This window comes from Candidatus Cloacimonadota bacterium, from assembly GCA_016932035.1.
Classification (GTDB): domain Bacteria; phylum Cloacimonadota; class Cloacimonadia; order JGIOTU-2; family JGIOTU-2; genus Celaenobacter.
In genome coordinates this window covers 1-19690 of the sequence record JAFGDR010000042.1, presented here as the reverse complement: position 1 = coordinate 19690, position 19690 = coordinate 1, and the positions used below count along the sequence as shown (strand labels likewise).

Sequence of the window (19690 nt, the reverse complement as noted above, 5' to 3'; positions counted from 1 at the left end):
TCTTCATCAATCTTTACACAACCTGATCAGACGTATGCTATCTACTGGAATGGCAAAGATGAACAGGGGCAGGTACTTGAAAATGGGATATATTTCTACAACTTGATCATTAATAGTAAAATTAAAACAACAAAGAAGTTGATCATGATGAAATAGTTGCTCATTCCATATAACAGCTATTGATAAGGCATTAAAAATTAACAACGAGTCGAGTGCAGGTGATAATACTGGTAGTATTTTGATTTAATAAATTTTAAGTAAATGTGAAAATCTCAATAACCCGATGTAATTAACCTAAAACCGACTTAGAATATATCGATTAACGTAAACTCACGTGTGAAAAAAAATATAAGAAGATAGAGATCTGTTTTTAATCTGAAGCTTCATCTGAAAAAGGAAGAAATAAGATGAAAAGCACAAATATAGTTCTCGTTTTTTTGATTTTTACGGTATTAGCTTTTTGCACAAACCTTATAGCACAAGACTATGGACTTGATTTCGGCGGCAGTAACCAGTATGTGAACTGTGGCGCTGTTATCGTTACTGGTGCTAATCCCCGTACAATTGAAGCGTGGGTATATGCTCGCACATTTAATAATACAGGTGTTTGGCAATTTGGTGATCCTGGGTCAGCTCTTGGGGAATATTCATTAAGAACTCACAATAGCGTTGATAATAGATGGGTAGTACAATTATGGGGACAGGATTTTGATGTCTTAATACCGGGTAGTATAAATGCCTGGATCCATTTCGCACTAGTGTACGATGGAACAAACGTAATCCTTTATGCAAATGGAATTCTTAAAGCAAATCAGGCGAGGAGTTTAAATACGATTTCAAATACATTTTATATTGGGAAATGGGGGAGTAACTATTTCGATGGTCAAATTGATGAGTTGCGAGTGTGGGATATTGCACGAACTCAGGAACAGATCCAATCGTCGATGAATGTTGAATTAACTGGAACTGAAAGTGGCTTGATGGCTTATTATCCTATGAATGAAGGGAGTGGCACAACGATTACAGACAATAGTACTAATTCCTATGATGGCACATTTGTCGGAAATCCAAACTGGGTTGATGGAGTTTTTCAACCCACTGGTTCCGGCACAGACATCGATCCATATCAAATTTCTGATCTGAATAATCTTTATTGGATAACACAAAATTCGGACAAATGGGAAAATTATTACATCCAAACTGCTGATATTGATGCCACAATAACCTCTAGCTGGTCCGATGGTGGATGGATACCCATTGGATTCGATATTGACAATCCCTTCAAAGGAAATTATAAAGGACAATATCATAGCATTACCGGTTTGTATATTAACCGCATTTCCGGATTACAGGGAATGTTTGGTCTTATACATAGCGCTACTATAGAAAATACTCTGGTGCTTGATGTAGTTATTAGTGGGACAGAATATATAGGCGGACTGGCAGGGGGTTCAAGCAATTCTATTGTGAGTAATTGCTATAGCTCAGGATCAATTGGATGCTGTGAATGGGCTGCCGGTGGTCTGGTAGGAAGTTGTCAAACAGGTACAATTAGCAAATGCTCAAGTTCCTGTAATGTATTTGGGGATGGATGGTGTGGAGGTCTTATAGGATTTAATACACTCGCTACGATAATCAACTGCTATAGTACAGGTGCAGTGTCAGGAAAATCTCAATTAGGTGGTCTGATCGGAGTAAACCACACAGCGACAACCAGTAACTGTTATAGTGTTGGTAGCGTGGGTAGCATACGTGGCGGTTCTGGAGAAATTGGTGGTCTAATAGGAATAAGTTATGATGACACAGTAAGCAACTGTTTCTGGAATATAGAAACTTCAAATCAGGATAGTAGTGATGGAGGGATAGGTGTAATTACTGCTCAAATGACTAATGCAACCATAACAAATAACATTTTTTTAGATGCTGGATGGGATTTCAAGGGATTTGGAACTGAAGGTACCTGGAACATTGGGAACGGAAGGAATGACGGTTATCCTTATTTTGACTGGCAATATCCCTCTGATCCTGCTACGCTTCCGGTTGAACTTGCAGCTTTCACTGCTCAGTTCATAGAAAATACGCCAACCCTATACTGGGTGACCCATTCAGAAATTGATAATATGGGCTGGTTTGTGTATAGAAATGCAGAGAACGATTTTTTGTCATCAGAAGTATTATCTGAAATGATCGAAGGGCATGGCACGACTACCCAGCCGCAGTCATATGTGTACGAAGATAGAATAGATAATTTTGAAACTGGAAATATATATTTTTACTGGTTAGAATCGATAGATTACAGCGGAATGGTAAAACATTATGATAAAGTAGCGGTGCTCACGATTCCTGATCCGTCGGTAAACCTACCCCAAATCATACCGCCTGTTGTGTATGATCTCAAGAATGTGCCGAATCCCGTGCATAGTAATACCGAGTTCAAATTTACCTTAGATTCAGCAAGTATCGTGTCAGTAGATATCTATAATATTCTCGGACAACGGGTATATAAGTCTTCATCAATCTTTACACAACCTGATCAGACGTATGCTATCTACTGGAATGGCAAAGATGAACAGGGGCAGGTACTTGAGAATGGGATATATTTCTATAACCTGATCATTAATAGTAAAATTGAAAAAATAAAGAAGTTGATATTGATGAAATAAAGAAAAAAATGTAATTTTCAGGGCTGAAATGTTCAGCCCTTTTTTTATAATAAGTCCTGTAACTCTGTTATGTTCTCGATCACATAATCTGCATCCTCAAATTCTTCTTCTTTCCCATAGCCATAAAGGCAACCGATTGTCACACATCCGTTTGCCTTACCCGATTCAACATCATAATATCGATCGCCTACAACCACGGCCCCTTTACTATCTAGTTCTTTCAAGAACTGATTGATAATTCTAATCTTGTTCAGACCTTCTTCTTCTTCTCCAATACAACGTTTGATATCCAAATGTCTTCCAAGATTTAGTTCATGTATGACATTGTGAAAATATCTTAAAGAACAGTTGCTCTCAAGTCCGATCCTGTATCCATTGTTTTTCAAATATGAAAGCGTTTCAACGACACCATCGAAAAGTTGTCCTTTTCCCGATTTCAATGCCTTCTCTTCATGATCCTGAATAGCCTTGTGAAGTTCGTCGATCAAATGCTTATGCTCTTCATCAAGAAGATCGAGATAGAATTGCACAGAGGGTTGCCCGATCTTACCTAGAATGAGTTCATGAGAAGGTAATTGTTTTTCAATTCCATGATGTATATAAAGATCTTTTAATGCACAATGTATCGCCTCCACTGCATACTGTTCGGACTTCAGCAGCGTGCCGTCCATATCAAAAATGACGAGATCAATATTTTTTATTTTCTTCATCCATTCTCTCATTTCTATCATTCTATTTCACAATCATATATATGACAAGTGCGAAAATCATCAAGATGATGATCTGAATTATGTAGTCAAACCATTTGAGTTTTTTCGAAATATAATATGTTCTTTTCGAATATAGTCGGAATCCTTTGATGTCCAGTGCAATAGCACGATAGCGGACTGTATGCAGCGCTCGGGCAAGAACAGGGAAAATGACCATTTCATACGCACGAAATTTTCTAAAAAGCTGTATCTTCCTCAATGATATCTCTCGAAACCCCAGTTGCTCTTTCGTGATCTTCAACTGATCCTCGAACATGTGGACAAAGTAAAATGTACTTGCTATCATAAGACATATTTCATAAGGGATCTTCCATCCACGCAATGCAAGAAGAAAGTCATAATAAGGGATGTCGAAGAGCAGAGATACGATGAGAAGCAGAATAAGAAGGCGGATACTCACCGCTAATGCAATAACAAATCCGTCAGTATACAGCGTAATAAACGACCAATGAAAGAGTACTTCACCGTGATGTCTGAAAAGAAGCTGTAAGACAAAAAGGAAAATGATCAGGATCAAGATAAATCGAAGACGTTTCCAGAGAAGTGCAAATCTCTTTTTGGTTGGATTGAGAACAATAACAAACAGTACACTCACAGCAAGAAGGATTGAAAGCTGTACCACACTTCTCAGAATTAGCGAGAGCGTTGAAATGATGATCGTTATAATAAGATATGTGCGTGGATTCATCTATTTTCCCAAAACCGGTGATAGCTTTTTACCTTTGATCTCATATATGCTGTCTGCGACTAACGAAAAAATGTGCGGACGTTGTGTGGCAATAAGTGCTCCTGAACCTAAAAGTTTGTGTTGAGCAAGGATTGAGAGTAACGTATTTATCCCATTGGAGTCTAAACTAAAGAGCGGATCGTCCAATATCCAGAATTTATGTGTATTCAGCAGCAGGGAAGCGAGTACCACCCTTTTTTGCTGTCCGGAACTCAGTTCCCAGATCGGTTTGTTTGAAATATGGTTTATACCGAATCGTTCAAAGATTGCATTTCTCTTTGCTTTGAAGGTCTCATCATCTCTTCTTTGAAATTTATGCTGCCATATTGCAAGGTCTTCATCCGGCGTTGCCCCAAGAAAACCATGCTGCGTCTGTTCTTGTATGAAGGATATTTTTGATGTAATATAATCAATATCGATACCAGGTAGATCTTTTTCCTCGAATAAGATATCACCTGAAAATTGTTTGTACAACCCGAATAAAATCTTGCACAGAGTCGTTTTGCCAGTACCGTTCTCACCTGAAATGACGATTACTTCTTGCCTGAAAAAATCAAGATTGATTGTCTCAAAAATGCAGTTGTCATCATAAGAAAAACTCACATTCTGCAGAGAAAAGAAGGGCTTCATGATATTGTTATGATCCGGTCTGAGATGTCATCAAAGGTATGGGTTGTTGATGAAATGATCGTGAGTTTCTCTTGTTTATATTGCATGATACAATCTCTGATACTTCCGATAGAATCTGCAGATAATCCATCCTCTGGTTCGTCGAGAAGAATAATATCTGGTGAGAGGGTATACAGAGCAGCAATTGTTATGAGTTTTTTTTGCCCGTAAGAAAGCGATGCGATGTCTGATTTCAGAAGGTGAGATATGTGTAGTAAATCGGAAATTCTTTGAATTCTCTGGCAGATCTCATGTTCTTTGACCATTACATTTTCCGGTCCAAATGCAAGCTCCTGTTCCACAATGGGGAAGCTAAGCTGCATCTCCGGCTCCTGAAAAACCATACTGACGAGTGGTGAAAGTTCCGGTAAACTAAGCCCGTCAATATCGATATCATTTATCGAGATGACTCCGTCTTTTACACCCTTTATTTCTTTCGGAATGATTCCGCAAAGCAGAGAAAGCAGCGTTGATTTTCCACTTCCGTTTAAACCATGAATTACGATTACTTCACCATTTTCTGCTGATAGATTCAGGTCTTGAAAAAGCCAGTCATCAGTTTGATGATATTTGAAGAATAATTGTTGAATATTCAGTAGCGACATATTACTTATCAGTTAAGCCGAAAAATTGTAAACGTTTAAAGATCAAAAACGAAAGCAAACCACCGCCGATTGCAGAGAGGAGGCTCAGCCCCAGTGATATGAGAATGGGGATGAACGGAAGCTGCCAGACGAGTATCGAGACAAGAAGCGTGCCTGCGAGATTTGCCGATACACACACGACAATATGCGATATTGGTTTGGAAAAATTATGAGGAAAAAAAGCAGCTATATCTGCTGCAATGCCGGGTAGTGTAAAAGTGAGAATAGAGAGTGCTCCATGGGTTCCAATGTACCCGAGCGCAAGCATGACAAATCCCTGTACCAGCCCGACAAGTGTGCCAGCCCAAGGTTTTCTGACTGTTGCAACTGCCAGCACGATCCACATCATATACAAACCGCCGAAAAGTGAGCCGCCCGTTATCATCAGCATACGGGAGAGCATTTGCGCGATAGGGGTGATGAGCGGCTTGATCGCCAGACCAAGTGCGCTGAAGATCGCAATGTAAAGCAAATCCTGTGTTGAGAATCTTTTTAGAAATTTCATATGTTCTGCTTTTCGTTTTTATAGATGTTTGAATAGATTTTCTTTGAATTGTCTGTCAAGCGAGATGATCGAAATGCAAAATTAAAAATTAAAAATGAAAAATTGAAGTTGAAGAGGAAGTTCTTTCATTGTAAGAGTTATTGGTGGAATGTTGTATATCGGTTTTTTGTGGGGGGTAAAATGGATTTTAACTTTTTCGGTTTAACGGTAAATTGTATGAGTAGTGGCAGATTGCGGGTTTCCTTCCCGTCAAACCGCTACGCTGTTTGAACGGGCTACAAACCTTGAGTTTACTACTATCTCGCCTATTTTGTATATACATTGTTTTGCACAGTATTATTTACCATTTACTGAAAAATCTCCATATTTCTTTTGCCCCATTAAAACCTGAATTATCATAAGGTATAGCTTTGGGATCGGTGTCTCCGGGAAACACATGGCCATGACCTGTAATTCTATAATACCATACTTCATTATCGTTCGTACCATTTTCATGATAAGTAGCATTTGTGTTCGTTGTGAACTGACTCGTATTAGTTGTCGTACAATTATTGAGTGTAGCATAATAATTGGCTAGTGAATCTAAAGAAGGTCCGCCATAATAACCGTCAATACTAACTACTTGGTCATCTGTTCCGTGAATTAAAAATACAGGAATTGGAATTTGAGGATTTTTTTCATTCCAAACATCTGCAGATACATAGCCCGCTACTGGTGCTACGGCTGTAAAAATACTATACTCATCTAATGCCAAAAGGTTACTCATAGCACCACCCATTGAAAAGCCCGTAGCAAATGTCTTATTCGGGTTCAGCGAGTGTTGAACTTGAAGTTCTTGTGTTAATGCCTTTACAAATCCGAGATCTTTCGAATTGAAATTTTTAATATCCCATGTTAAGTCTATTGCTTTGGGATAACAAACAGCAAATTTTGCGGTGTCTGCTATCTGATTAAATCCAATGTAATTAAAGTATCTTGTTGGACTTTCTGTATATCCGTGCATTACAACAACCAACGGTGAGTTTGCAGGCAAATTGTCAGGTTTGTAAAATAAATATTCCCTGTTTTGACCATTATAGTTAAATGTTATCGCATTTTCTAAACTATCGACTAAACCACCGTCTTTCGAGCAACTTGAAAAGACAACAATTAGTGTTATGGTTAAAGTAAATATGATTTTGTTTTTCATGTTATTTATTCCTTTTGTTCTTGTTACGTTTGTTTGTGTTTTTATATTGTGCATAACAAATAAATAAGCGTATTGTGTTTATTATACCAAATTTGCTTTCTCATTTTATTTATCACTTTTTCCTTGTTTAAAATTCAAGCGGAGTTTTGCAAACTGTCACATGCTCTCTTTTCCGCTTCTTTATACAAACTGTTTCAATTCCTTTGAGTGTTTTAAAAAAAAATACATTTCTTGTTGTCAAATTTTATTTCATATCCATTTTTACAAAATTTCTAAACGCATTTTCTTAACAGGCGGTGAAATGATATACACGTTCTAAAATTTATCGAGCAGTCAGGGACCACTCCCTGACTGTTATGAGCTTATGGTGTCACTGAATGGTCCTTGACACCTCAGTTATTTGCTGGATTCATGCTTCCGCAGGAATGACACGCTTTTTTTATTGTTAATCTCAGCGATCTCTGCATCTTTTCTTTGCGCTCTTTGCGTGAAATTATTTTTCGTGTATTTAGTGGTTTCTCTCAAATATGGGTACAAATCGGGCAAGAACTTGACACGAAATTATACGTCACCTTAGAAGCTAATCTAAAATAAAATACGTGGTGACAGCAATGGCTGAGAAACTCATTACAAAAGATATGTGGATCGAGGAAATATTAGAGAAGTATCCCACTGCTCAGGAATTCCTTTCGAAGAAAAATATTGTGTGCGTTATGTGTGGAGAACCGGTCTGGGGGTCGCTTGAAGAACTCATGCAGGAAAAGGACTTCACCGAAGAACAAATAGACAGTATATTAATCGAGTTAAACGAATTTTTACAAAAATAAACAGGAGGTATGTTCATGCCTAATGCAAAATTGGAGGTGCCCTTCCCGACGAATGAACCGATCCTCGGTTATCGTGCGGGTTCACCCGAAAAGACACTACTTAAACAAACCCTCAAAGAGATGATGAGCAAGGAGATCGAAATTCCACTCATTATTGGTGGAAAAGAGATCAAAACCGGAAATCTCGGAGAATGCAGGATTCCTCATGATCACAAACATCTTATTGGCAAATATCACAAGGCAGGAGCCAAGGAAGTTCAGATGGCGATCGATGCTGCATTGGAAGTACGACAGAAATGGGCAGATATGCCATGGGAAGATCGTGTAGCGATCTTTCAGAGAGCTGCACAGCTCCTTGCCACGAAGTATCGTCCGATCCTTAATGCTGCGACCATGCTCACGCAAAGCAAAAATGCGTTCCAGGCAGAGATCGATTCTGCATGTGAACTCATAGACTTTTTCCGTTTCAATACGTACTATGCAATGAAGATCTATGAACGTCAGCCGAACTCATCTGCTGGAATATGGAATATGCTTGAACATCGTGCACTTGAAGGATTTATCTTTGCTGTTACACCGTTCAACTTTACATCCATCGCAGGTAATCTGCCATCAGCACCGGCAATCATGGGTAATGTGTCTTTGTGGAAGCCAGCGTCATCTGCGGTCTATAGCGGTTATTATCTTATGAAATTATTCAAAGAAGCAGGTGTGCCCGATGGTGTCATTAACTTTATTCCCGGTTCAGGTGCACAGGTTGGTAATCCTGTTCTACAAAGTCCTGATCTGGCAGGTGTGCACTTTACTGGTAGCACTGCAACATTCCAGAGTATGTGGAAAATGATCGGCGGAAATATTCAGAATTATAAGACCTATCCGCGAATCGTTGGTGAGACCGGTGGTAAGGATTTCATCGTTGCTCATACTTCAGCAGATGTCGAAGTGCTCAAAGTAGCAATTATTCGGGGTGCTTTTGAATATCAGGGACAGAAATGCTCGGCTGCATCACGCTCTTATATACCCAAAACTGTATGGGACCACATCAAGAATCCGCTTATCGAAGATATCAAATCACTCAAGATGGGTGATGTCATGGATTTCACTAATTTTGTGAATGCTGTGATCGATAGAGCAGCGTATGATTCCATTACAGATTACATCAAATATGCAAAAGCAGCTAATGATGCGGAAATAATTGTTGGTGGAAATTTCGATGATTCGAAAGGTTACTTCATCGAGCCAACTATCATTCTAACGACAAATCCGAAGTTCAAAACCATTCAGGAAGAGATATTCGGACCTGTCATTACTATTTATGTCTATAAAGATGAAAAATTCGAAGAAGCCCTCCATCTCTGCGATGAAACATCACCCTATGCATTGACCGGTGCGGTATTTGCGAATGATAGAGAAGCGATCTTATTGGCAAAGGATATTCTCAGAAATGCAGCTGGTAATTTCTATGTTAATGATAAACCGACAGGTGCAGTTGTCGGGCAGCAGCCATTTGGTGGTGCACGTGCTTCGGGCACGAATGATAAAGCTGGCGATATGATCAATCTGCTTCGCTGGGTTTCTCCGCGAACCATCAAAGAGAATTTCAATCCCCCAACCGATTATCGTTACCCCTTCATGGAAGAAGAATAAATTGAAATTTTACCACGAAAAGCACGAAATACACTAAAAAATTATTTGTGTTTATGAAAATTATAATTAAATCTGTTTATAGTAAGAGTGCCTTGGGTAGTAAATAAGTGAAAAAAAGATTATGAAGAACCAAGAAAATCATTGAATTACGGAAGATGAAACTAATTTTAAGAACAATAAAGTATTACATCCCCAAGCAAGGGTTTGGGAACGAGTGCAGATTTGATTTTGCACTTACTTTAGTCCCAGTTTTGTTTTCGTGTTATTTCGTGAATTTCGTGGTTTCTAATTAGGAGATACATGAAAGAAATACTTGAAAAACTCGGTATCAAAGAGGTCAATCACGGCGCATATTGCGGCGATTGGCTTCATACAAAAGGTGAAGAGGTCACCGTGTTTTCACCAATCGATGATTCGATTCTTGGTAAGGTGAAAACTGCAACTGCAGAAGATTATGACAAGGTTGCAGAAAAAGCGCAGGAAGCATTCAAAATTTGGAGAAATATTCCTGCTCCTAAACGGGGCGAGATCGTCAGACTGATCGGGCTCGAGTTTAGAAAATATAAAGATGAACTCGGTCAACTTGTTACTATGGAAATGGGAAAGATCTATACAGAAGGGCTTGGTGAAGTCCAGGAAATGATCGACATGGCTGATCTTGCAGTTGGCATGTCACGTCAACTCTATGGCGCAACGATACAGTCAGAAAGACCAGAACATAGAATGTTTGAGCAATATCATCCGCTTGGTGTGATCGGCATCATCTCTGCATTCAATTTCCCCGTCGCAGTCTGGGCCTGGAATGCTTTTGTTGCAGCAGTATGCGGCGACACAATGATATGGAAACCCTCAACATCAACACCCTTAACCGCAATTGCAGTCACAAAAATCGTGCATCAGGTTCTTGAAACGCAGGATGTTCCAAAAGCGATATTCAATCTTGTTATCGGACGCGGAAGTGAAATCGGAGAGAAGCTCATCAATGATAAAAATATTCCGCTCATAAGCGCTACAGGAAGCTGTCAGATGGGTAAGAGAGTATATCAGGCAGCTGCAAAAAGATACGGCAAAGTCATTCTCGAACTTGGCGGCAATAATGCGATCATCGTTATGGAAGATGCAAATATCGAACTGGCGCTCAAAGCTGTGCTTTTCGGTGCAGTCGGTACTTCAGGGCAGCGTTGTACATCGACAAGAAGAGTTCTTCTTCACGAAGATATCTTTGATGATTTTGTGAAGAAACTTGAAAAAGCATATGGCTCAGTACCTATTGGAAATCCTCTCGATCCAGATGTACTTATGGGTCCTTTAGTTGACCAATCTGCCGTCAAAGCATATCAGAATGCCCTCGAGAAGATAGAGGAACAGGGCGGCGAGATCATATATGGTGGAGAAGTATTAACAGAAGGTGTTCCCGGAAGTTGCTATGTACTTCCTACGATTGCGACTGCACAAAATAACATGCAGATCGTTCAAGCAGAAACCTTTGCACCAATCCTGTATCTGATAAAAATCAAGAACATCGATCAGGCGATCGAACTTCATAATGATGTTCCGCAGGGACTTTCATCAGCCATATTTACCAACAATATCCAATATGCAGAGCAGTTCCTCAGCGATCGCGGAAGCGATTGCGGTATTGCAAATGTCAACATTGGTACAAGCGGCGCTGAGATCGGCGGGGCGTTTGGTGGAGAAAAAGAGACCGGTGGCGGTCGAGAAGCTGGCAGTGATGCATGGAAAGCATATATGAGACGTCAGACGAACACTATAAATTGGGGTAAGAAGATGCCGCTTGCTCAAGGTGTCGAATTTGACCTCGATTAGTTATCAAATGAAATAAAATTCTTGAAAAAAATATTATTGTATTTCAAAGTAGGGCATAAATAAATGTCCCACTTTTTTTGGAAAAGGAGAAACATGGCTGAACAAAAGCAACAGCAGATCAAGATCAATATACCAAAAGAACATTCGGAAGGTATCTATTCAAACGTGGCATTCATGAATTTCAATCAATCAGAATTCGTTGTCGATTTTGGCAGAATTCTTCCAGCTGTTCCTGAGGCAACGATCTATTCCCGGGTAATATTATCACCTCAACATGCAAAACGACTGATGCAGCTCTTAGAACGAAATCTGAAAAAATACGAAGAACAATTCGGAGCGATTAAGCTGCCAGAGCAAGGATCAAAACAAAATATAGGTTTTCAGCAAGCTACAATAAACCAGTAAAAAAGTGATTTTTAATCTATAGAATCGAGCTAATTATCAGATCAAATTAGGATTGCAACGCTTATGAATAAAAAAATACTAGTTATTGGTTCATTATTCATTATCCTTGTTGTAAGTATTCTTGAAGCTGCCACTATACCGAGGGATGAGTATATTAAATTTCTCGAACTTTCATATCCCAGGATCGTTCAGCAAACACCTGCAAGCAAGTATTTTGCTTTATTTGGAGATAAAAACAGCCCTGATTATCAGGATATAAATCCGGTTGACGGTATCGATGATAACAGATTTGGAATCCTTCAGCGACTGGCTATCAAATTTGCTCCCTATATGATACTCAATACTACACTTCCACCGATGGATTTCAGAAAATTTATACTCGAACCTCATCATCCTTTATATGTTGATACGTGGGATATCTCACTCGATAGAGCTAAGATCGTTGATATGCAAACGGTGAATTTTGGTAAGATGGGAAAGCCGTGTCCGCTTCAATTTCTCAAATCGGATAGTATTGATTGTCTCTCGAAACCTCCGGTTATTGAAAATGATGACTGCAAATATCTGAACTTACTCGATGAATTTGATCCATTAAATCCCAGTCCGCTTTTGATATCTGATTCCAGGAAACCTGATTTTCTGCAGTATAAAGTTTTCTATTTTGACTTCCCGGGTGAGGATGAAGAGACCTGGAAAGAGCACTATTCCAACACATTGACCCAAACACTTAAGAAACGGTTTTTGAGTTATGTAATGACTTTTGTGCATCCTTTTATACGAGGTGTTTATTCAAAGATGGATAACTCGCTTCTCGGGTATGAGTTTCTTCTTCAGTATTGGTTTTTCTATCCATACAATGACGGTGGAAATGATCATGAAGGTGATTGGGAACATATTAATATCGTTATTTCACCTTTAAACAGAGTTGAGACCTTACTCATCGAACAGGAAATCGGTAGGTTACTCAAGGGCGTAGGATTACATGATAAACCGATCAATAGAGATAAGGTGGCTGATGAGAAGTGGGATAACCAGCTTGTGATAAAACGGGTCGAGTATTGTTTCCATTATAAAGTCATGATGATGAATTATGCAGATCCGAATGTTTATTCACCATATGATATGTGGAACCGACAGGTTGAAAAGCTTGAATATGAACGAATGGGGGAGGATTGGATCGATAAAAAGATCCGTGAACGAGCGTATATAAGTAATGAAGAAAAAGAGATCAACACCCACCCGGTGGTATATATCGGCGGAGATGATAAAGGAAATGATCAGCTACTCGCAAAGCCGGGTGGTAAGAATAGAGACTCACATGGTTCATATCCCTTTACCGGATTGTTTAAAGAAGTAGGACCTGCTGGAGCAACAGAATTAGTGTCACGTAGATTCAATTATTCCGAATATTTGAACTCCCTTGATTCTCTTGAAATATTTATGTCCGACGGTTCTTTAAAAAGAGGTAGTGTCCTACCCATGAACCGACCGGACAGAATTTGTATTGTGCCTGATTGGGAAACGATTTATCCGCTTCTGCGAACAAAACCATCAATTCGTCATACCTGGGGCTGGCTCATGTTCCCCATACATTGGGGTTATCCCGCTTCGATATCTCCTTTTGCCGGTGTGGTCAAAAATGCTGATACAGGGAACATGTCACCTTTTACACCTACCTATACAGTTGGATGGAACCAAGCAGGGAGTAATTCCCGCTACCACCCGTACTATCCCCATAAATTGAGTTCCTATTTCCCTGTTACACTGGAAGATAGCTACATGAACGACCTTGGATACCTCAACCTGACCTTTCCTCTCCTTTCCAATGTTCCACCGTTTGATTTTATTTGGAGAGTTGCAGCGGCACCGTTCAGGGCGACCTTGAAAAAATCAATACCGACATTTTATACAAAAGAAAAGATACCCTTCAGGTTCATAGGTTTCAATGGGGGAGTTGCATATCAGTTTTTACCCGAAGAGTACTTTGCTCTTATTTTTCATCCGGAGCAGTATTATGAAATTTATAGCAAAGTGATAGAGCTTGATCCGGCTCTCGATTCTGTGTCGACCAATATAGACATAGAAGTGAAACCGGCAGTATCACCAAGAATGGGTGTGAATTTCTATCTGGGAAAATATTTTGTAACAGAGAATACAATCCGTCATTCCAGAAGTGAAATAGCAATTGATATTTCATTAACGAATCGTCCCGAACCATTCAAACTTCGAACTGATCTGAATTTCTGGGAATATGTGGGTAGTATGAGATATAATATTACAACTAAAGACTTGCAATTCTATGTGAAAGCAGGTTATGGAATTAGTTTTTACCGGATTGAAAATATCGAAGGAGACGGAGAAAAAATTGAACATCCGGATACTCCATGGGTGCGGAGACCTACGTGGCACAAACTCTATAACCTATTGCCAAATACCTGGCATATTGGATATGGCATAGAATACATACCTTTTAAAAATTACGGATCTTTCCCGAAATCAATTGATATCGGGATACGTCTTGAATGGCTGTATTTCACAAATAAACTTGGTTTGGACTTTGGTGATATCCTTGAGTTTGGAGATTTCAAACTTGGATTGGATGACATCACGGTAAGTCGTTCTGCGATCAATCTGCTCCTCTCGATCAGTTTCTGATAACTACTGCCTGAAATCATAGTGAAGCTTAAACGACATATATTTATAATCTGTGTTCTCACTCTTCTTGGAGTTGTTCATCAACTTTATTCTCAGGATGATTACAGGGATTACATATTACATCTTACAACCGGAGATATGTTATGTTTTGGCGATTCTGTATGGATAGCACCTCACGATACGACATTGGTCATAACCGACTCTATTCCCTTTTATATTCAAACAGACACGACATCAACCAATGAAATGTTTGTGGATCTCAAGGAGGAAGCTGATAAGTCCGAATTAACAAAAACACTCTTTAATCTTGCTTTCAAGAAAGGACAAAAAAGCCAGGATCCATTATATAAACTTCAGAAAAGTGAATATCAATTCCTGAAATATAAAGACAAAATTATACGTAATATTTACATTGAGAACATTCCAATTTTTCAGGAAGAAGCAGACACTTCGATCAAGATTGTGCAATGGGCTAGAAGAATTGCAGATAAAATGCATGTTGATACCAGGATACGTGTCATTAAAAATATGCTTCTTTTTAAAGAAGGAGATAGGATTGATCCTGCTTTACTTGCTGAAAACGAGAGGATCATATACGAACTTCCATACATCAATGAGATCTTTTTCCAGGTTTATGTCTGCGCAAATAATCCGAATTATGTAGATGTGCTCGTACTCACGAAGGATAAATTCCCTCTCGGGGGAAATCCGGGCGCATCATCATTTCACTCGTATAGCCTTGAATTATATGACCTGAATATTGTGGGACTTGGTCACAAAGCCAGTATCACTGTTGCATATGATCGTGACAGAGAAGAGGAGTTTTATATTGAGGATGCACTCTACAAGATCTATCATATCGGCAACACGTATATCACAGGCGAGATGTTCTATGATCATCCTGAACATGAAGAGCGATATGGATTTGTGTTAAATCGAAATTTCATACCTCCCAAAATCAATGTTGCCGGTGGGATCGGTCTGGAAAAAGTGAATACGTATTATCTCAATACTCCTGATGACAGCACACTGATGGAACATCCTCTTGAATATTTGAAAGGGGATTTTTGTGTGGGTGTTGCGGAACGGTTGAAACTACTCGGTCGGACAAAAGCAGACTATATTGTTGAGTTAATTCGAGTAACGCACTATGATTATTATAAATATCCTTTGATCGGTTCCTTGTTTGATGATCGTTCTGAAATACTGTTTTCCTTTAATCATCAGCGAAGTAAATATTATAAAAGTAATCTTATTTATGACTTTGGAGATGTCGAATATATACCATATGGACATTTGATCGAGTTTATTGCCGGGATAGAGAATCCGGAATTATATGCAAGCAGATATTATACTGGATTTCAGATATCCAAGGGTAACTTCATCTTCAACAGAGCACTGTATTATTATATGCAACTTGGTATAGGCAGTTATTTCAATAAAATGATCTGGAAGGAATTTGATGAAGGTGTTTTTGCTGTTAATGCACATCTATTTTCCAGACATTACAGAATTGGGGATTACGGGCTAAGGAATTTCATAGAAATTGACTATATGAAAGGATTGAATCAGCCCGATTATCTTACGATTGATCTGCATAACCTGGAAAATGTTAGGGGATTTGATGATACTGAAGCCCGGGGACAGCAACGGCTTGTGATCAATTTCGAAAGCGTTACGTATACTCCATGGGATCTTATCGGATTTCATTTTGCTCTTTTCGGTTTCTATGATATTGGATTTATAGGATCAGCGCACAGCAATATTCTTACAGATAAACATTATATGTGCTTTGGTGCAGGAGTGCGAATGCGAAATGAGGATCTTGTTTTCAAAACTGTACAGGTTATGCTTACTTATTTTCCAGACCTTGATGGAAAAAGTAAGATATCTCTTTCCTTGTCAGGTAAACCAGACTTAAACTTGCCCGGTTTTGGTGTTTCATGTCCTGAAGTGATACAGTTTAAGTAAACAGCGTAAACATAGAGTATCAAAAATCTTTAATAAAAAAAGAAATTGACCAAAAAAATTAAATATGATATATTGTAGGTGGAAAAAAATATTAGTGCTCATCCAGTTCGCGCCATGATAGTATGTTATTTGTGTAATAATTTCTATAACTGTAAGGTGTGCTGTTATGTACAATATTTAGGAGTATATTATGGAATCAATCTTAATTGTTGAGGATGAAGGTCTTATTGCTTCGAGCATAAAGAATATTCTTCGTCATCTGGGATATAGCGAAACCTATATAGCATCGTCAAGCACAGAAGCGATACAGATCATCGAAGATAAGAATCCTGATTTCGTTCTTGCTGATATCGTCCTTGAAGGTGATGTCAACGGTATTGAGATGGCTAAACAGATAAAAGAAAAATATAAAATACCGCTCATCTATCTCACTGCTCACTCGGATGAAAAAACTATTGAAAAAGCAAAAATGAGTGAACCTTATGGCTTCATAACCAAACCATTTAAAATCGAAGAATTGAGAATTGCTCTTGAGATCGCTTTCCATAAGTTCAAGATGGAGAAAAAAGTTTTGGAGAGTGAGGAGAAATATCACCTCTTAACTGAAGCTGTTATGGATATTATTTTTTCGCTTGATCAGAAAGGAAAGTTTACATTTATCAGCTCTGCATTTGACAGGATCACTGGTTTAAATGGCGAAAAGTACATTGGAAAACATTTTACTTCGGTATTAGCTTCCGAACGTATCGAAGAAGCACTTGAAAGGTTTAAGCAGAGACTTTCGGGAGAAGAATTACCTCTTTTTGAAACAGAAATCATTCGAAAAGGAGGTAAAACTATCTCAGTTGAAATCAATACGACATCTTTTGATGACAAGATTGTTGAACGAAAAGGTTTTATAGGCACTATCAGAGATATTTCAAAGAGAAAACTATCTGAAGAGGAGTTGAAAAATACGAGCAATCTTCTGCATCAAACGCAGGAAGAATTGATCCAGACAAAGACCCTTGCAAACCTTGGCGTGCTGGCAGCAGGAATTGCACATGAGATTAGAAATCCTCTGGCTAACATCTCTGCACTTTCTCAATATAGCATGAGAAAGTTCAAGTTGGATGAACAGATGCGAAATAATCTGGAAGCGATCATGAGGAGTTCTGAAAGAGCTAATGGAATAATTAAAGATCTTCTTGATTTCGCAAAACCACGCGAGCTGAAGATTGACAAGATCTCAATAATTGATATTATATCGAGAGTATGCAAACTTACCGAGGCAAAACGTCTAAATCAGCAAGTGATCCTGCAATTCGGCTATGAAAAGAATCTTCCAAAAATTGAGATCGATGGGAAGCAGATCGAGCAAACAATGATGAATATTGTGATGAATTCAATTGAAGCGATGCCTAAAGGCGGTTGTTTGACAATTAATGTAAAACAAGTTGATGGTTTTATTTCGATTGCTATCCAGGATACAGGTAGAGGAATTCCAAAGAAAAACATCGATAAAATATTCAATCCTTTTTTCACGAACAAAAAAGAAGGTGTTGGACTCGGTCTGTCTGTAGCTCATAGGATAATCCAGTCACACAGGGGAAAGGTCAATGTGAAGAGTACTTATAATAAAGGAACAACATTTGCGATTGCACTGCCAGTACATCATGACAACCGATCCTTATAGTTGTGGGAGCAGAAAATATGAGTACGATTTTAGTTGTTGATGACGATAAGGAACTGCAAAATACTCTTCAGGTAATTTTGCAAAGTGAAGGATATATAGTACTAACTGCAGATACGGGAAAAAAAGCGCTACAGATCATAAAGAGCAACGCACCGAATATTGTCTTGCTTGATATTCGTCTCCCTGATATAAACGGAATAAAAATACTCGAAAAGGTCAAGAAAGATATACCGGATTATGAATGCTGTATCATAATTCTAACAGCGTACGGAGATATCAAGGGAGCGATCAAATCAATGAAGTTGGGCGCTTTTGATTATATTACAAAACCTTTTGATAATGATGAACTTTTATTAACAATCCAAAAAGCTATTCGCTCGCAGCAACTGAAAAAAGAAGTGCAGGTTCTAAGAGAAAAGCTGGAGGAGAAAATTACATATGAAAAAGAAATGGGTACTTCTTTTCTGATCAAAGATGTATTGAAGAAAGTGAGTATGATCGCTCCAACTAATATGAGTGTTATCGTTCAGGGAAAAACCGGTACTGGAAAGGAAGTAATAGCTCATCTTATACACAAAAAAAGCAATAGAAGGTGCGAGGAATTTATACCCATCGATTGTGGTGCTATTCCGGAAAGTCTTATCGAGAGTGAACTTTTCGGTTATGAAAAAGGTGCTTTTACCGGTGCTGAAACAGCAAAAATGGGAAAATTTGAACAGGCTGATAAAGGAACACTATTTCTTGATGAGATCACGAATCTTCCAGAGCCTGCTCAAGCAAAACTGCTAAGAGCGATCGAAGAAAAGCAGGTCTATCATCTTGGAGGGAAGCAATCGATTCGTGTTGATGTAAGAATACTCACTGCATCTAATGTCGATCTGAATGATGCGGTTCATAATGGAGATTTCAGAGAGGATCTCTATCATAGATTGAATGAGTTTAAGATCGTACTTCCGCTTCTGAAGGAAAGGAAGGAAGATATTCCCATTCTTGCAGAAATCTTTCTGAATGAAGCAAAGAAGGAATTCGATAAAGGTATCGATGATTTTTCATCTGAAGCAATGAAGAAGCTGCTGAAGTATCATTGGCCGGGTAATGTGCGTGAACTGAAGAATATTATTAAAAAAGCAGTTCTGGTTGAAGATGGTGATCACATAACACCGGAATCACTTGAATTTGAGGAAGAGCCCGTAACAGAACCATCAAAACAGCATTCAATAGAGAGATTTACAAAAAATATTATTGACCGTAAACAAACGCTCAAAGAAATAACCTCCAAATTGAATACTGACATTGAAAGAGAGATTATTCTCAGTGTGCTGCGTGAGGTTCATTTCAACAAAACAATAGCAGCTAAAATCCTTGAAATTGATCGAAATACACTCTATAAAAAATTGAAAGAACTTGATATAAAAGCCTGATTTTTATCATATTAACTCGTTAACATTTAAGTATTTGAACTGAACATTGTGTAATTTATTCCGCAAATTGCGGAATTTATTCCGCGATCTCATAC

Annotated in this window: 15 protein-coding genes; 9 read left to right on the top strand and 6 right to left on the bottom strand. The window is 38.6% G+C overall.

Annotated features, from left to right (window positions below; translation table 11 throughout):
• Positions 1 to 407: 407 nt before the first annotated feature.
• Positions 408 to 2663 (top strand): T9SS type A sorting domain-containing protein, encoded by a 2256-nt coding sequence (locus JW794_07900; protein MBN2018032.1) that lies wholly within the window; start codon positions 408 to 410, stop codon positions 2661 to 2663.
• A 44-nt stretch (positions 2664 to 2707) separates the two neighbouring features.
• On the opposite strand, the gene JW794_07895 is transcribed toward JW794_07900, so the two are convergent.
• The 6 genes from JW794_07895 to JW794_07870 form a co-directional block, all read right to left on the bottom strand.
• Positions 2708 to 3373 carry an HAD family hydrolase gene (locus JW794_07895; protein MBN2018031.1) on the bottom strand — a complete coding sequence of 222 codons (666 nt, stop codon included), beginning with the start codon at positions 3371 to 3373 and terminating at the stop codon, positions 2708 to 2710.
• 22 nt (positions 3374 to 3395) lie between these two features.
• Entirely contained in the window at positions 3396 to 4121 is a 726-nt protein-coding gene (locus tag JW794_07890; GenBank protein MBN2018030.1) for a hypothetical protein, read from the bottom strand.
• A complete protein-coding gene (locus JW794_07885) occupies positions 4122 to 4790 on the bottom strand; it encodes an ABC transporter ATP-binding protein (protein MBN2018029.1) in 669 nt (222 codons plus the stop codon).
• The gene (locus JW794_07880) at positions 4787 to 5434 is read right to left on the bottom strand and encodes an ABC transporter ATP-binding protein (protein ID MBN2018028.1); all 648 of its coding nucleotides are present in this window, start codon (positions 5432 to 5434) and stop codon (positions 4787 to 4789) included. Before JW794_07880 ends, JW794_07885 begins: the two co-directional genes overlap by 4 nt.
• Before the next feature lies 1 nt (position 5435).
• A complete protein-coding gene (locus JW794_07875; protein ID MBN2018027.1) occupies positions 5436 to 5978 on the bottom strand; it encodes an ECF transporter S component in 543 nt (180 codons plus the stop codon).
• A gap of 340 nt (positions 5979 to 6318) precedes the next feature.
• The gene (locus JW794_07870; protein MBN2018026.1) at positions 6319 to 7167 is read right to left on the bottom strand and encodes a hypothetical protein; all 849 of its coding nucleotides are present in this window, start codon (positions 7165 to 7167) and stop codon (positions 6319 to 6321) included.
• Positions 7168 to 7778: 611 nt separating this feature from the next.
• Between JW794_07870 and JW794_07865 the strand changes: the two genes are divergently transcribed.
• From JW794_07865 to JW794_07830, 8 genes are all read left to right on the top strand, one after another.
• Positions 7779 to 7994, top strand: a complete 216-nt coding sequence (locus JW794_07865) for a DUF1858 domain-containing protein (protein MBN2018025.1) — start codon at positions 7779 to 7781, stop codon at positions 7992 to 7994.
• Between the two features lie 15 nt (positions 7995 to 8009).
• Positions 8010 to 9641 carry an L-glutamate gamma-semialdehyde dehydrogenase gene (gene pruA, locus JW794_07860; GenBank protein MBN2018024.1) on the top strand — a complete coding sequence of 544 codons (1632 nt, stop codon included), beginning with the start codon at positions 8010 to 8012 and terminating at the stop codon, positions 9639 to 9641.
• Between the two features lie 300 nt (positions 9642 to 9941).
• Positions 9942 to 11468, top strand: coding sequence for an aldehyde dehydrogenase family protein (locus JW794_07855; GenBank protein ID MBN2018023.1), 1527 nt, complete (start codon positions 9942 to 9944; stop codon positions 11466 to 11468).
• Between the two features lie 93 nt (positions 11469 to 11561).
• The gene (locus tag JW794_07850) at positions 11562 to 11873 is read left to right on the top strand and encodes a DUF3467 domain-containing protein (GenBank protein MBN2018022.1); all 312 of its coding nucleotides are present in this window, start codon (positions 11562 to 11564) and stop codon (positions 11871 to 11873) included.
• 63 nt (positions 11874 to 11936) lie between these two features.
• A complete protein-coding gene (locus tag JW794_07845) occupies positions 11937 to 14528 on the top strand; it encodes a hypothetical protein (GenBank protein ID MBN2018021.1) in 2592 nt (863 codons plus the stop codon).
• Between the two features lie 21 nt (positions 14529 to 14549).
• Entirely contained in the window at positions 14550 to 16499 is a 1950-nt protein-coding gene (locus JW794_07840) for a hypothetical protein (protein ID MBN2018020.1), read from the top strand.
• 190 nt (positions 16500 to 16689) lie between these two features.
• Entirely contained in the window at positions 16690 to 18174 is a 1485-nt protein-coding gene (locus tag JW794_07835) for a PAS domain S-box protein (protein ID MBN2018019.1), read from the top strand.
• A 17-nt stretch (positions 18175 to 18191) separates the two neighbouring features.
• Positions 18192 to 19595, top strand: coding sequence for a sigma-54-dependent Fis family transcriptional regulator (locus tag JW794_07830; GenBank protein MBN2018018.1), 1404 nt, complete (start codon positions 18192 to 18194; stop codon positions 19593 to 19595).
• Positions 19596 to 19690: the final 95 nt, after the last annotated feature.

What these genes read in the sequence shown, in the direction of transcription:
- JW794_07900 (MBN2018032.1), top strand. Translation starts at nt 408, where the DNA reads ATGAAAAGCACAAATATAGTTCTCGTTTTTTTGATTTTTACGGTATTA.
- JW794_07895 (MBN2018031.1), bottom strand. Translation starts at nt 3,373, where the DNA reads ATGAAGAAAATAAAAAATATTGATCTCGTCATTTTTGATATGGACGGC.
- JW794_07890 (MBN2018030.1), bottom strand. Translation starts at nt 4,121, where the DNA reads ATGAATCCACGCACATATCTTATTATAACGATCATCATTTCAACGCTC.
- JW794_07885 (MBN2018029.1), bottom strand. Translation starts at nt 4,790, where the DNA reads ATGAAGCCCTTCTTTTCTCTGCAGAATGTGAGTTTTTCTTATGATGAC.
- JW794_07880 (MBN2018028.1), bottom strand. Translation starts at nt 5,434, where the DNA reads ATGTCGCTACTGAATATTCAACAATTATTCTTCAAATATCATCAAACT.
- JW794_07875 (MBN2018027.1), bottom strand. Translation starts at nt 5,978, where the DNA reads ATGAAATTTCTAAAAAGATTCTCAACACAGGATTTGCTTTACATTGCG.
- JW794_07870 (MBN2018026.1), bottom strand. Translation starts at nt 7,167, where the DNA reads ATGAAAAACAAAATCATATTTACTTTAACCATAACACTAATTGTTGTC.
- JW794_07865 (MBN2018025.1), top strand. Translation starts at nt 7,779, where the DNA reads ATGGCTGAGAAACTCATTACAAAAGATATGTGGATCGAGGAAATATTA.
- pruA (MBN2018024.1), top strand. Translation starts at nt 8,010, where the DNA reads ATGCCTAATGCAAAATTGGAGGTGCCCTTCCCGACGAATGAACCGATC.
- JW794_07855 (MBN2018023.1), top strand. Translation starts at nt 9,942, where the DNA reads ATGAAAGAAATACTTGAAAAACTCGGTATCAAAGAGGTCAATCACGGC.
- JW794_07850 (MBN2018022.1), top strand. Translation starts at nt 11,562, where the DNA reads ATGGCTGAACAAAAGCAACAGCAGATCAAGATCAATATACCAAAAGAA.
- JW794_07845 (MBN2018021.1), top strand. Translation starts at nt 11,937, where the DNA reads ATGAATAAAAAAATACTAGTTATTGGTTCATTATTCATTATCCTTGTT.
- JW794_07835 (MBN2018019.1), top strand. Translation starts at nt 16,690, where the DNA reads ATGGAATCAATCTTAATTGTTGAGGATGAAGGTCTTATTGCTTCGAGC.
- JW794_07830 (MBN2018018.1), top strand. Translation starts at nt 18,192, where the DNA reads ATGAGTACGATTTTAGTTGTTGATGACGATAAGGAACTGCAAAATACT.